Annotated in this window: 14 protein-coding genes; 2 read left to right on the top strand and 12 right to left on the bottom strand. The window is 68.3% G+C overall.

The features are described 5' to 3' along the window. Positions 1–765 (top strand): HNH endonuclease signature motif containing protein (locus FVP33_RS04535; protein WP_147782431.1); only part of this gene is annotated, 765 nt, incomplete at its 5' end. 138 nt (positions 766–903) lie between these two features. Here the strand turns inward: FVP33_RS04535 and FVP33_RS04530 are convergent. The 11 genes from FVP33_RS04530 to map form a co-directional block, all read right to left on the bottom strand. Continuing rightward, positions 904–1,638, bottom strand: coding sequence for a VIT1/CCC1 transporter family protein (locus tag FVP33_RS04530; protein ID WP_147782430.1), 735 nt, complete (start codon positions 1,636–1,638; stop codon positions 904–906). Positions 1,639–1,646: 8 nt separating this feature from the next. Next, positions 1,647–2,066, bottom strand: coding sequence for an SRPBCC family protein (locus FVP33_RS04525; protein WP_147782429.1), 420 nt, complete (start codon positions 2,064–2,066; stop codon positions 1,647–1,649). A 48-nt stretch (positions 2,067–2,114) separates the two neighbouring features. After that, the gene (locus FVP33_RS04520; protein WP_147782470.1) at positions 2,115–2,801 is read right to left on the bottom strand and encodes a response regulator; all 687 of its coding nucleotides are present in this window, start codon (positions 2,799–2,801) and stop codon (positions 2,115–2,117) included. Next, complete coding sequence (locus FVP33_RS04515; protein WP_147782428.1) at positions 2,801–5,287, bottom strand: ATP-binding protein; 2,487 nt, start codon at positions 5,285–5,287, stop codon at positions 2,801–2,803. The genes FVP33_RS04520 and FVP33_RS04515 overlap by 1 nt, the downstream gene beginning before the upstream one ends. Before the next feature lie 14 nt (positions 5,288–5,301). Beyond that, positions 5,302–5,913 (bottom strand): potassium-transporting ATPase subunit KdpC, encoded by a 612-nt coding sequence (gene kdpC / locus FVP33_RS04510; protein WP_147782427.1) that lies wholly within the window; start codon positions 5,911–5,913, stop codon positions 5,302–5,304. Between the two features lie 32 nt (positions 5,914–5,945). Next, entirely contained in the window at positions 5,946–8,093 is a 2,148-nt protein-coding gene (kdpB, locus tag FVP33_RS04505; protein ID WP_147782426.1) for a potassium-transporting ATPase subunit KdpB, read from the bottom strand. 4 nt (positions 8,094–8,097) lie between these two features. Next, positions 8,098–9,774: a potassium-transporting ATPase subunit KdpA gene (gene kdpA, locus FVP33_RS04500; RefSeq protein WP_147782425.1), complete on the bottom strand. Its 1,677-nt coding sequence runs from the start codon at positions 9,772–9,774 to the stop codon at positions 8,098–8,100. Beyond that, complete coding sequence (kdpF, locus tag FVP33_RS04495; RefSeq protein WP_147782424.1) at positions 9,774–9,863, bottom strand: K(+)-transporting ATPase subunit F; 90 nt, start codon at positions 9,861–9,863, stop codon at positions 9,774–9,776. Before kdpF ends, kdpA begins: the two co-directional genes overlap by 1 nt. Beyond that, on the bottom strand, positions 9,860–10,003 hold the full coding sequence (locus FVP33_RS19410) for a hypothetical protein (RefSeq protein ID WP_187270572.1): 144 nt from the start codon (positions 10,001–10,003) through the stop codon (positions 9,860–9,862). The genes kdpF and FVP33_RS19410 overlap by 4 nt, the downstream gene beginning before the upstream one ends. A 92-nt stretch (positions 10,004–10,095) precedes the next feature. After that, entirely contained in the window at positions 10,096–10,845 is a 750-nt protein-coding gene (gene ppgK, locus FVP33_RS04490) for a polyphosphate--glucose phosphotransferase (RefSeq protein WP_147782423.1), read from the bottom strand. Between the two features lie 43 nt (positions 10,846–10,888). Further along, complete coding sequence (gene map / locus FVP33_RS04485) at positions 10,889–11,755, bottom strand: type I methionyl aminopeptidase (protein WP_147782422.1); 867 nt, start codon at positions 11,753–11,755, stop codon at positions 10,889–10,891. A gap of 32 nt (positions 11,756–11,787) precedes the next feature. Between map and FVP33_RS04480 the strand changes: the two genes are divergently transcribed. Further along, positions 11,788–11,961 carry a methionine aminopeptidase gene (locus FVP33_RS04480; RefSeq protein WP_147782421.1) on the top strand — a complete coding sequence of 58 codons (174 nt, stop codon included), beginning with the start codon at positions 11,788–11,790 and terminating at the stop codon, positions 11,959–11,961. A gap of 218 nt (positions 11,962–12,179) precedes the next feature. Here FVP33_RS04480 and panB read toward each other — a convergent pair whose 3' ends face one another. Next, positions 12,180–13,016: a 3-methyl-2-oxobutanoate hydroxymethyltransferase gene (gene panB, locus FVP33_RS04475; RefSeq protein ID WP_147782420.1), complete on the bottom strand. Its 837-nt coding sequence runs from the start codon at positions 13,014–13,016 to the stop codon at positions 12,180–12,182. Between the last annotated feature and the right edge of the window lie 5 nt (positions 13,017–13,021).

Raw genomic sequence — 13,021 nt, 5'->3', positions numbered from 1 at the left:
TACCGGCTCGACCTCGACCCGCTCTCCAGCGCCTACCTCGATGCCGCGATCGACGTCCAGGTCGGCGCCGCCCTGCACGCCCCCCACTTCACCCCCGACAACGGTGCCGCGGATGACAGCACCGATCGCCGCGCCGGTGCGGAGGATCCGGTGCCGGATACCCGCACGCTGGGCCAGATGGCGGCGGACGCGGTGGTGGACATGGCCCGGCACGCGATCGGCTGCGACAACCAGGCCGTCCCGCTGCCGGCAACCACGATCATCGTGCGGATGACCCTCGACTCGTTGCTGACCGGGCTCGGCGAGGCACAGATCGACGGCATCGAGCAACCGATCTCCGCCGGGACCGCCCGACGCCTGGCCGCCGACGCCGGGATCATCCCCGCCATCCTCGGCGGCGCCAGCGAAGTCCTCGACTTCGGCGCCACCCGGCGCCTGTTCAGCCGCCCGCAACGACTCGCCCTCGCCGAACGCGACGGCGGCTGCGCCATCACCGGCTGCCTGAAACCCCCCAGCCACACCGAAGCCCACCACATCCGCTGGTGGTCAAACCAACCAGAAACGAACCTCGCCAACGGGATCCTGCTCTGCACCGCCCACCACCACACCATCCACCGCAACGGCTGGGGCATCCACGTCACCGACAACATCCCCTGGTTCACCCCACCCGCAACCATCGACCCCCACCAGCGACCACGACGCGGCGGGAAACCACCCCTGCCCACACTGCCACCGCGACCGGAGGCACGCACCATGCGGCAATGACGCACACACCGGAGCCGCGGCCACCATCCCAGCGGTAGACGCCCCCCGCGCAGGGAGGCCCGAGCGCACCGAGGCCCCTAAGGACGCGCCTGCAGGAGCGGGACGGGGGTGACGGCGTGGCCTCTGTGCCGCCGGCGCCTAGGCGATGCCGGACGTGCCGAGAAGCGAACCGATGATGTAGGTTGCGGCGAGGGCGATTGCGCCGCCGATCACCACCCGCAGCGTCGCCCGCAGCACGGGGCTTCCGCCGATCAGGGCGCTCGTGGTGCCGGTAGCAGCGAGGGCCACCAGGACCGCGATGAACGTCACCGGCACGCGCACGTTGGCCGGCGGGAGAAGTATCGAGAGCATCGGCAGGATCGCGCCGATCGTGAAGGCCAGCGCCGAGGCGCCGGCGGCCTGCCACGGGCTCACGACATCCGCCTCGTCGATGTTGAGTTCGGCGTCGAGGTGCGCCGCGAGCGCGTCATGCTCGGTGAGTTCGATTGCGACAGCTCGCGCAGTCTCGGCCGAGAGGCCCTTGGACTGGTACAGGCCAGTGAGTTCCGCCAACTCCTCTTCCGGCTGTTCGACGAGCTCGCGGCGTTCCTTGGCGATGAGCGCCCGCTGGCTGTCCCGTTGGCTGCTCACGGAGACGTACTCGCCGAGGGCCATCGAGATGGCGCCGCCCACGAGACCGGCGGCACCGGCGGTGAGGATGGCGGCCACTGCCGGCGTGGCTCCGGCCACACCCACGACGATGGCCGCGACAGAAACGATTCCGTCATTGGCGCCGAGCACACCGGCCCTCAGCCAGTTGAGCTTGCTCGCGACACCGGCTCCGTGGGGCTCATTCGAGTGCTGGGACGGCGTGGCTTCCTGATTCGTCGACATGGGACTATCTAACCGCGAACGCGGTCCGGGGATTCCGGCCGTTGCTCGAGCACGCGTTTGAGCGTCGCGAGGTCGGCGGCGACGGCCGCGGCGTCCGATTCGAACTCCTCGTCGGTCATCCCGGGCCTTCGGTTGAGGGTGAAGACCACCTCGCTCCGGTCCCGGTAGCCGATCACGCGCATGGGGTTGAGCACCCTCTCGCCGTTCGGCAGCGTGACGACGTGGTCCAGGATGCCGAAGTCGTTGCTCGGCAGAAACTCGACGACCACGCTTCCGCCGGAGGTTTCGGCGATCCAGCGGCCGTCGACGAGTTCGATCGAACTCCCGAGGCCGGCCGCCCACAGCGGCAGGTTGGCCGGGTCGGCGGCGAAGGCATACACCGCCTCGTCTGGCCGGTCGATCGCGACGCTGATGTTTCGAGACTCCATACGGCCACTGTAGGCAGGGTCCACGACGGATGTGAAGGGATCCGAGGATCAATCGGGGGAGAAGCGATACCCCATTCCCGGCTCGGTGAGCAGGTAGCGGGGGCGCGACGGCTCCGGCTCGAGCTTCTTGCGCAACTGGGCCAGGTAGAGGCGAAGGTAGCCGTCCTCGTTCTCGTAGGCCGGCCCCCAGACGGTGGTGAGGAGGAAGTTTTTCGTGATCAGGCGGCGTGGATTGCGCACGAGCACCTCGAGGATGTGCCACTCGGTGGGGGTGAGCTTCACCGGAGTCGACACGCCAGACTCGGTGCGGTCGACGGTATGGGCGGCGAGGTCTACGGTGACGTTGCCGAAGCGAGTCACCGGCTCCTCTGGCTCGGCGAGGGCCCGGCGACCGAGGGCCCGGATGCGCGCGAGAAGCTCGTCGATGGCGAACGGCTTGGTGACGTAGTCGTCGGCCCCCGCGTCGAGAGCGTCGACCTTGTCTGCGGAGTCCGACCTCCCGCTCACCACGAGAATCGGGGCATCGGTCCAGCCCCGGAGACCCTCGATCACCCGGAGGCCGCTGAAACCGGGCAGCCCGAGGTCGAGCACGACGATGTCGGGCTTCACCTTCGCCGCGACATCCAGCGCCTCCGGTCCCGACCGAGCGAGCGACACGTCGTAGCCACGCGCGGCGAGGTTGATTCGCAGGGCCTTCAAAATCTGGGCATCGTCATCCACCACGAGAACGCGCATCATCGGTGTCCCTTTCCCGTGGGCAGCGAGATCACCATCGTAAGGCCGCCGCCCGGCGTGTCTTCCGCCTCAAGACTTCCGCCCATCGCCTCCATGAAGCCGTTGGCGAGGGCGAGCCCGAGGCCGACCCCGGTGGTGTTATCGGTGTCCCCGAGCCGCTGGAACGGCTGGAACGCCTCGGCGAGCCGCTCCTTCGGGATGCCGGGACCCCGGTCGATCACGCGCAGCTCAACCCGTTCGCCGAAGCTGCTCGCGGTGATGATGAGCGGTGCGTCTTCCGGGGAGTAGCGCAGGGCGTTCGCGATGAGGTTGACGAGCACCCTCTGCACGAGCACCGGGTCGCAGGTGGCCGCGGGCAGGTCGGGCGCCACGTCTACCCGAACGCGCCCGAGCGGCACCTTGAGCTCGTCGAGCGCGAGCGGGACGATCTCGTCGAGACCGACGGTTGCGAGGGAGATCGGCAAGACTCCGGCCTGCAGCCGACTCGCGTCGAGCAGGTCGTTCACCAGGTCGGCGAGGCGGTGAAGCGACTCCTCGGCCGTCGCGAGCAGTTCCTCGCGGTCCCGGTCGCTCCAGTCCACATCCGTGCTGCGCAGGCTCGACACGGCGGCCGTCGCCGAGGAGAGCGGGGTGCGCAGGTCGTGGCCGACGGCCGCGAGGAGGGCGGTACGCAGCCGATCGGCCTCCTCGAGGGGACGGATGCCCTGAGCCGCGGTACGCAGCTCGTTCTGAACCAAGGCCGCCTCGATCTGGGACAGGAAGGCGTCGAGGATGCGCCGGTCGGAGGCCTGAAGATCCCGACCGCGCAGCACGACGCTGCCCTGGTCGCTCAGGGGCACCACCGTCTGCTTGTCGTTGTCGCCGCTCGTCACCGCACCGGCCTCGTAGAGCTGGGTGTCCTTGTAGTTCACCGTGACGCTGGTCATGCCGAAGACCTCGCGCAGCCGGTTGGCGAGGGCCTCCACCGCGTTCTCGCCCCGGATGATGCTGCCCGCCACCGTCGCCAGGGTCTCGGCCTCGGCGGCGGATCGCTTGGCGGCGCGGCTGCGGCTCGCCGCCTGGTCCACGACGAGGCTGACGAGCACGGCGATGATGAGGAAGATGAGCAGCGCCAGGAGGTGGAGCGGGTTGGCGATGGTGACCCGGTAGAGCGGTTCGACGAAGAAGTAGTCGAGTGCGAGGCCGGCGAACACGGCGGCGGTGACCGCCGGCCAGATTCCGCCGACGAGGGCGACGACCACGATGAGGAGCTGAAAGGCGAGCACCTCGCTCACGAGCGACTCGGCGCTGCGGAACGAGCTGAGCAGGAGGGTGAGCAGCGGGAGTCCGAGCACCGCGAGAACGAAGCCGCCGAGTCGACGCCGCACGGTGAGCGCGCCGCGGGAGCGCGGCAACTGGAGGGTGCCGGCCGACGCGTGAGAAACGATGTGCACGTCGATGTCGCCCGATGCCCTGATCACCGTCGCGCCGATTCCCTGGCCGGTGAGGAACGCCGTGAGCCGCGACCGGCGGCTCACCCCGATCACGAGCTGGGTCGCGTTGACGCCCCGGGCGAATTCCACGAGCGCGGTCGGGGTGCTGTCGCCGACCACCTGGTGGTAGCTGCCGCCGAGGCTCTCGACGAGGGTGCGCTGGGAGAGAAGCGCTGCCGGGTTCGACTCGGCCAGTCCATCGGAGCTCGCCACGTGCACGGCCAGTAGTTGCCCGCCGCTGGACCGTGCAGCGATCCGCGCCCCGCGGCGGATCAGCGTCTCGCCCTCCGCGCCGCCGGGCAGCGCCACGACGACCCGCTCGCGGGCCTCCCACTTGCCGCGGATCCCGTGTTCGTTCCGGTATTCCTGCAGCGCGACATCCACCTCGTCGGCAAGCCAGAGCAGCGCGAGCTCGCGGAGCGCCGTGAGGTTGCCAAGCCGGAAGTAGTTGGACAGGGCGGCGTCGATGGTGCCGGCCGGGTAGATCTGGCCGCCGGACAGGCGGGTTCTCAGCGCCTCGGGCGCCAGATCCACCACCTCGATCTGGTCGGCCGACCGCAGCACGGAATCCGGAATCGTCTCCCGCTGGGTCACGCCGGTGATCGACTGCACCACGTCGTTGAGGCTATCGATGTGCTGGATGTTGACGGTCGAGATCACATTGATGCCGGCCTCGAGAAGCTCCTGCACGTCTTGCCAGCGCTTGTCGTTCCGCGAACCCGGCGCATTCGTGTGCGCGAGTTCGTCGACGAGGGCCCAGTCCGGCCTGCGGGCGATGAGGGCTCCGAGGTCGAGTTCGCCGAGCTCAACCCCGCGATGGGCGACGCGAAGCCGGGGAATCAGCTCGAGACCCTCCGCCAGGCGAGCGGTCTCGGCCCGGCCATGGGTTTCGACCAGTCCCACGACCACGTCCAGGCCCTTCTCCCGGAGGCGGCGGCCCTCCTCGAGCATGCTGAAGGTCTTGCCCACTCCCGGGGCGGCCCCGAGGTAGACCTGCAGGATTCCTCGTGTCATCGCGGCGCCATCAGTCAGTTGGACGGGTCGAGCGCCGCGAGCGCGATGTTGAGTTCGAGCACGTTGACTGTCGGTTCGCCGATGAAGCCGAGCGAGCGTCCGGTGACGAAACGCTCGACGAGCTGCGCGACCAACGCCCGCGGCAGGCTTCGGGCCGCGGCGACCCGTGCCACCTGCTCGCGGGCGTACTCCGGGCTGATCTGCGGGTCGAGGCCCGAGGCCGAGGCGGTGAGGGCGTCGGGCGGGATGGAAGCCGGGTCAACTCCGTCGCTCTTCGCAATGGCCGCCTTCCGATCCTTGATCGCTGAAGCCAGTGTCCCACTCTCGGTGCCCTGGTTGCTTCCCCCGGACGCGCCCGCGTCGTAGCCGGTGCCCGCGGCCGACGGCCGGGACTGGAACCACTGGGGGAGCGCGCCTCCCGCCCTGTTCGTGAAGCTCTGGCCGATCAGGCTCGAGCCGACAGTCTTGCCGTCGACGGCGACCGGCGACCCGTTCGCCTGGGCGGGAGCGAGTAACCCGATCGCGCCGATCAGCGCGGGGTAGCCGATGCCGAGAACGACCGTGAAGACGACCATGGCCTTGAGGGCGACCCAGTATTGCCGGGTCGTGCCGCGTGCTGAGCTCATTGTTTCAAAATCCGTTTCTGGGGTCGAGGGGTCTAGAAGCCGGGGATGAGGGCGATGACGAGGTCGATCGCCTTGATGCCGATGAACGGAGCGATGAGGCCCCCGACGCCGTAGATCCAGAGGTTGCGGCCGAGGATGCTCGACACGCTGCCCGGGCGGTAGGTGACCCCCCGGAGCGACAGCGGGATGAGGGCGATGATGATGAGCGCGTTGAAGACCACGGCCGACAGGATCGCCGAGGCGGGCGAATGCAGGCCCATGAAATTGAGAGCGGCGAGTCCGGGATAGCTCGCCACGAACATGGCCGGGATGATGGCGAAATACTTCGCCACGTCGTTCGCGATCGAGAAGGTCGTGAGCGACCCGCGGGTGATGAGCAGCTGCTTGCCGATCCCGACGATGTCGATGAGCTTGGTGGGGTCGGAGTCGAGGTCGACCATGTTGCCGGCCTCCTTCGCCGCCGATGTCCCCGTGTTCATCGCCACGCCGACATCCGCCTGGGCCAGCGCGGGCGCGTCGTTCGTGCCGTCCCCGGTCATCGCGACGAGGTTGCCGCCCCGCTGCTCCCGCCGGATGAGGTCCATCTTGTCTTCCGGGGTCGCCTCGGCGAGGTAGTCGTCGACTCCGGCCTCCTCGGCGATCGCCTTCGCGGTGAGCGGGTTGTCGCCCGTGATCATCACGGTGCGGATGCCCATCCGGCGCAGGTCGGCGAAGCGTTCGGCAAGGCCTGTCTTCACGACGTCCTTGAGGTAGACCACGCCGAGCACGGAGGCGACGCCGCTCGTGTCGCGGCGGGCTACGACCAGTGGGGTGCCGCCGACCTGCGAGATGCGGGTGACGATGGCATCCAGCTCGGCGCGCTGAGCGTCGGTGAGGGTCGAGGATTCCGCGACCCAGGCGCTCACCATGGAGCCCGCGCCCTTGCGCACCGAGCTGCCGTCCGCGTAGTCGACGCCGCTCATGCGCGTCTGGGCGGTGAACGGCACGACGGTGCCGTCCACGGTGGTGGGGAAGGTGAAGCCCTGCTCGGTGGCGAGGGTGAGGATCGATTTTCCCTCGGGGGTCGGGTCGCTCAGCGAGGACGCGGCGGCGACGGTCGCGAGGGTCTCGGCATCCACCCCGCTGAGCGCCGCGAACTCGGCGGCCTGGCGGTTGCCGTAGGTGATCGTGCCCGTCTTGTCGAGTAGCAGGGTCGTGACGTCTCCGGCGGCCTCCACGGCCCGGCCCGACATCGCGAGCACGTTGTGCTGCACGAGACGGTCCATGCCGGCGATGCCGATGGCGGACAGCAGCGCGCCGATCGTGGTCGGGATGAGGCACACGAGCAGAGCGACGAGCACGGGAACGCTCTGCTCGGCGTTCGAGTACGCGGCGATCGGGTTGATGATCAGCACGACCACCACGAAGATGATCGTGAGGCTCGCGAGCAGGATGTTCAGCGCGATCTCGTTGGGCGTCTTCTGGCGGGACGCCCCCTCGACGAGCTTGATCATGCGGTCGACGAAGGTCTCGCCCGGCCTGCTCGTGATCCGCACGACGATGCGGTCGGAGAGCACTCGCGTGCCGCCGGTGACGGCGCTGCGGTCGCCGCCGGACTCCCGAACCACCGGGGCGGATTCGCCGGTGATCGCCGACTCGTCGACCGAGGCGATGCCCCAGATGATGTCGCCGTCGCCCGGGATCAGCTCGCCCGCCGACACGACGACGGTGTCGCCGAGGGTGAGGTCCGCCGAGGCGATCTGCTGCAACTCGGAGTTCTCGGCCCCCGCATCCGCCGCCGCATCGTAGGACGCGACCCGGTTGGCCAGGGTGCTCGTGCGGCTCTCACGCAGGCTCTTCGCCTGCGCCTTGCCCCGACCCTCCGCCACGGCTTCCGCCATGTTGGCGAAGAGCACGGTGAGCCACAGCCAGGCGGCGATGGACCAGATGAAGGCGAGAGAGGTGGGCGAGGCCGCGGTCTGCGCCGCCGTGCCGAGGAACGGCTGGGCGATGGCCAGTGCCGTCGTGAGCGCGGCTCCCACCTCCACGACGAACATCACGGGGTTGCGCCACAGGACTCGGGGGTCCAGCTTGCGGAAGGCATCGGGCAGGCTCGCGGCGAGCTGCCGGACGCCGAACGCCGAGGACGGCTTGCGGCTGCGGGGTGCGCTCGCCGGTGGCGTGATCGGAGTGGTCGACATGGTGTTACTTGAGTCCTTCTGCGATGGGGCCGAGCGCCAGAACGGGGAGGTAGGTGAGGGCGGACACGATCACGATCGTGCCGATCAGCAGGCCGATGAACTGCGGGCGGTGGGTGGGCAGCGTGCCTGCCGTCGTCGGCACCTTCTCCTGCGCGGCGAACGAGCCGGCCAGAGCGAGCACGAACACGATCGGCAGGAACCGGCCGAGCAGCATCGCCACGCCGAGTGCGGTGTTCAGCCAGGGCGTGCTCGCGGTGAGCCCGGCGAAGGCCGACCCGTTGTTGTTGGCGGCCGAGGTGAAGGCGTACAGCACCTCCGAGTAGCCGTGCAGGCCCGGGTTGGCCATCGAGGTCTTCACGACCGAGTCGTGCACAGCGGGGATCGCGAAGCTGAGCGCGGTGCCGGCCAGCACGAGCGTGGGGGTGATCAGGATGTACATGCTCGCGAGCTTCACCTCCCGTGCCCCGATCTTCTTGCCGAGGTATTCCGGGGTGCGGCCCACCATCAGTCCGGCGACGAAGACCGCGACGATCGCCATGATCAGGATGCCATAGAGCCCCGACCCGACACCGCCGGGAGCGACCTCGCCGAGCATCATGTTGATCATCACCAGTCCGCCGCCGAGGGAGGTGAGGCTGTCGTGCATCGAGTCGACCGCGCCGGTGGAGGTGAGGGTGCTCGTCGTGCCGAAGATCGCCGATCCGACGATGCCGAAGCGTGTCTCCTTGCCCTCCATCGCCCCGCCGGCGAGCTGGCTCGCGGTTCCGTTCCCCGCGCTCTCCAGCACGGTGAGGAGGCCCGCCGAGACGATCCAAATGATGCCCATGGCGGAGAGGATGGCGTAGCCCTGGCGGTGATCGTCGACAATGCGGCCGAAGGTCCGCGCGAGCGAGACCGGGATCGCCAGCATGAGGAAGATCTCGAAGAGGTTTGTCCAGCCGTTCGGGTTCTCGAACGGATGCGCGGAGTTGGCGTTGAAGAACCCGCCGCCGTTCGTGCCGAGCTCCTTAATCGCCTCCTGTGAGGCGACGGGGCCTCCCGGGATCGTCTGGGTCGCCCCGGTGAGGCCCGTCACATGCTGGAAGCCGTTGAGGTTCTGGATCACCCCGGAGAGCAACAGCACGACGGCGGCGATCACAGACAGCGGGAGCAGGATCCGCACGACGCCGCGGGTGAGGTCCACCCAGAAGTTGCCGATCGTGCTCGAGCGGCGGGCGGCGAGGCCCCTGATCAGGGCGACCGCCACGGCGATTCCGACGGCGGCCGACACGAAGTTTTGCACCGCCAGCCCGACGAGTTGCACGGTGTAGCCCATCGTCGCTTCGGGGGAGTATGACTGCCAGTTCGTGTTGGTGACGAACGAGATGGCGGTGTTCCAGGCGGTGGACGGTTCGACCGGCGGCAGGCCGAGGGAGTACGGCAGGATCTGCTGGGTCCGCTGCACGACGTAGAGCGCGAGCACGCCGATGGCGGAGAACGCGAGCACGCTGCGGAGGTAGACCGGCCAGGTCTGGGCCGATCCGGGGTTCACCCCGATCAGGCGGTAGAACGCGCGCTCGACCCGGAGGTTCTTCTGGGTTGAGTAGACGACGGCCAGGTAGTCGCCGAGCGGCCGATAGACGAGCCCGAGCAGGAGGATGAGGGTGCCGAGTTGCAGCACGAAGAGCAGGGTCGTGTTCATCAGAATCGCTCCGGATTCAGGAGAGCGAACACCAGGTAGACCAGGGCGGCGACGGCGAGCACCACGCTGAGGATCGTGAAGACGATCACAGCTTCTCGACCCCCCGGGCGACAAGGGCGACGAGGGCGAAGAGCCCCACTGCGCCAACGACGTACACGAGATCGAGCATCGGATCCTCCGCGGGAGAGACGAGCCGCGGCCGAACGGCGCGCAGCGACATTTCTGTCACGAAGGACGAGTCCACACCAAGGTGGAACCCGGTCGGCGGAGCCTAACGACTCCCTAACACGGAAATACCGGACCCTAACGGTCCGGCGAGGGCTACTTGCCGGCGGCCAGGGCGGCGGCGCCGAGAATGCCCGCGTTGTTGCGGAGGGTCGCCGGCACGATCGGCGTGTTCAGGTGGAGCAGGGAGAGGAAGTTCTTGTACTCCTTGGACACGCCACCGCCGAGGATGAACAGGTCGGGGTGGAAGTAGGCCTCCAAGGCCGAGTAGTACTGCTGCAGCCTCGCCGCCCAGTCCACCCAGCTGAGGTTCTCCCGTTCCTTCGCGGAGTATGACGCCCGCGTCTCGTAGTCGACCCCGTCGAGCTGGATGTGCCCGAGCTCGGCGTTCGGGATGAGCACGCCCTTGTAGATCAGGGCGGTGCCGATTCCGGTGCCGAGGGTGGTCATGATGATCAGGCCGTCGGACTTCGCCGCGGCGCCGTAGAGCGTCTCGGCGTAGCCGGCCGCATCCGCGTCGTTGACGAAGTGGATGTTGCGTCCGAGCCCCTTCTCGAACAGCTTCTCCGCCTCGAGGCCGATCCAGCTGTTCGACACGTTGGCGGCGGAGAGGGTCCTGCCCTTCACCACCACGGCGGGGAAGCAGACACCGATCGGATCCTTCTTGTTTCCGACATCCAGCCTCTTGACGATCTCCAGCACCGTGGCCAGGATGTCTTCTGGTTCGCCGCCCTGCGGGGTCGGGAGCTTGATGCGGTCGGTGAGCAGCTTCCCGGTCGTGACGTCGACGATCGCCCCCTTGATGCCGGTGCCGCCGATGTCGATGCCTACCGCTTTGTTGGCCATGTTTGACAGTCTTCCTGTGGGGATCGGATCAGGTGAGGTCGGATCAGGGGAGAGTGAGCACTTCTGCGCCACGGTCGGTGACGACGAGGGTGTGCTCGAATTGCGCGGTGATGCTGCGGTCCTTCGTCACGACGGTCCAGCCATCGTCCCACTGCTCCCACTCGATGCCGCCGAGGGTGAGCATCGGCTCGATCGTGAAGACCATGCCGGCCTCCATCACTGTGGAGTACGCGGGCGCCGAGTCGTAGTGCGGGATGATCAGGCCGGAGTGAAAAGCCTCACCGACGCCGTGACCCGTGAAGTCGCGAACGACGCCGTAGCCGAAGCGTTTGGCGTATGACTCGATGGCGCGGCCGATCACATTCACCTCGCGGCCGGGGGCCACCGCCTTGATCCCGCGGGCCAGGGCCTCCCGAGTGCGGTCGACGAGGTCGGTGACCTCGGGGGAGGCCGTCCCCACGATGAAGGTCTGGTTGCTGTCGCCGTGCATGCCGTTCTTGAAGGCCGTGATGTCGATGTTCACGATGTCTCCGTCCTCGAGCACCGTGTCATCCGGGATTCCGTGGCAGATCACCTCGTTCACCGAACTGCAGATCGACTTGGGGAAGCCGCGGTAGCCGAGCGTCGACGGATAGGCACCGTTCGCCACCATGAAGTCGTGGCCGATCACGTCGAGCTCGTCGGTCGTGATGCCCGGCCGCACGCTCGCCCCGACGAGGGCAATGGCGTCGGCGGCGATCCGGCCCGATTCGCGGATGCGGGCGACGGCCTCCGGCGGGTACACGTCCGAACCCGTGAAGGGAGCGGGTGCCGCCTTGCCGACATACTCCGGGCGGGCGATGGTCCTGGGCACCGCACGCGCTGGGGAGATGTGCCCCGGCACGAGGTGACCGCTCGAATCCTTGGGCATAGGATCGATTTTAGTTGGGATAAGGAGCGCTCATGACCGAGTGGTACTACAACATCAGAACCGGCGAGGTCGAAGAGGGCAAGCAGTCGCTCGCGTCGGAGCTCGATGGGCCGTTCAAGACGCGCGAGGATGCCGCCCGGGCGCCCGAGATCATCGCCGAGCGCGCCCGCAAGTGGGCAGAGGAAGACGCCGCCAACGACCGCTAGGCGGCGCTGCCGCCCCTTCCATCATTCAGTGCCGCCCTCCCGCCCCCTTCCGAAATCCATGCATTCCTTGCCGACACGCCGCATCTGAGACAAGGTGAGCGGCGTGTCTCCGCCGATCGCATGGATTTCGGAAGAGGAGAAGAGGAAGAGGAAGAGGAAGACGGGCGCGGGCGCAAGGCGGGGCCGTGCGGGGGCGCGGGATGCCCGGGGTGGGGAGCTCAGTCCTCGTATTCGTGCTCAGGAGCCGGATAGGCGCCGGACTCGACGTCGCCGCGGTACTCCTTCACGGCATCCGTCAGCACGCCCTTGAGGTCGGCGTACTGCCGCACGAACTTGGGGATGCGACCGGTGGTGAGTCCGGCCCAGTCGGTCCAGACCAGAAGTTGGCCGTCGACATGGGGGCCCGCGCCGACCCCGATGGTCGGGATGCGCAGTTCCTTGGTGACCTGCGCGGCGACCCCCGACGGCACCATTTCGAGAACGACGGCGAACGCGCCTGCATCCTCCACGGCGTGCGCATCGGCGAGAAGCTGTTCCGCCCCTTCGCCGCGCCCCTGGATGAGGTGGCCGCCCAGACCGTGCTCGCTCTGGGGTGTGAAACCGATGTGCGCCATCACGGGGATGCCCGCCGAGACGATGCGGCGGATCTGTTCGGCGCTGCGCTGGCCGCCCTCGAGCTTCACCGCGTGCGCGTGCGTCTCCTTCATGAACCGGAAGGCCGTGTGCAGTGCCTCGTCCGGGCTGGTCTCGTAGGATCCGAACGGCATGTCCGCGACGACGAAGGCGCGGGAGACCGCGCCGGCGACCGCCCGGGCGAGCGGGATGAGCTCGTCGACGGTCACCGGAAGCGTCGTGTCGTGACCGAAAACGTTGTTGCCGGCCGAGTCGCCCACGAGCAGGAAGTCGATTCCCGCCGCATCGAAGATCGCCGCGGTCAGCTGGTCGTAACTCGTGAGGCCGGTGATCTTCACCCCGGTCTCCTTGGCGTTCTGGAAGTGCCTCGTGCGCACCCGCTTGAGGTTCGCCTGCGTCGCTGCTGCGCTGGGGTCGGTCATGGGAG

This window comes from Lacisediminihabitans profunda, assembly GCF_008040105.1.
GTDB lineage: Bacteria > Actinomycetota > Actinomycetes > Actinomycetales > Microbacteriaceae > Lacisediminihabitans > Lacisediminihabitans profunda.
The sequence above is the reverse complement of the archived record's forward strand: the minus strand, read 5'-3'. Positions and strand labels throughout refer to the sequence as shown.

Excerpts from the sequence above, each read along its gene's own strand:
- kdpA (WP_147782425.1), bottom strand. The coding sequence starts at position 9,774 with ATGAACACGACCCTGCTCTTCGTGCTGCAACTCGGCACCCTCATCCTC.
- map (WP_147782422.1), bottom strand. The coding sequence starts at position 11,755 with ATGCCCAAGGATTCGAGCGGTCACCTCGTGCCGGGGCACATCTCCCCA.
- kdpB (WP_147782426.1), bottom strand. The coding sequence starts at position 8,093 with ATGTCGACCACTCCGATCACGCCACCGGCGAGCGCACCCCGCAGCCGC.
- FVP33_RS04525 (WP_147782429.1), bottom strand. The coding sequence starts at position 2,066 with ATGGAGTCTCGAAACATCAGCGTCGCGATCGACCGGCCAGACGAGGCG.
- FVP33_RS04480 (WP_147782421.1), top strand. The coding sequence starts at position 11,788 with ATGACCGAGTGGTACTACAACATCAGAACCGGCGAGGTCGAAGAGGGC.
- FVP33_RS04520 (WP_147782470.1), bottom strand. The coding sequence starts at position 2,801 with ATGCGCGTTCTCGTGGTGGATGACGATGCCCAGATTTTGAAGGCCCTG.
- FVP33_RS04530 (WP_147782430.1), bottom strand. The coding sequence starts at position 1,638 with ATGTCGACGAATCAGGAAGCCACGCCGTCCCAGCACTCGAATGAGCCC.
- kdpC (WP_147782427.1), bottom strand. The coding sequence starts at position 5,913 with ATGAGCTCAGCACGCGGCACGACCCGGCAATACTGGGTCGCCCTCAAG.
- panB (WP_147782420.1), bottom strand. The coding sequence starts at position 13,016 with ATGACCGACCCCAGCGCAGCAGCGACGCAGGCGAACCTCAAGCGGGTG.
- ppgK (WP_147782423.1), bottom strand. The coding sequence starts at position 10,845 with ATGGCCAACAAAGCGGTAGGCATCGACATCGGCGGCACCGGCATCAAG.
- FVP33_RS04515 (WP_147782428.1), bottom strand. The coding sequence starts at position 5,287 with ATGACACGAGGAATCCTGCAGGTCTACCTCGGGGCCGCCCCGGGAGTG.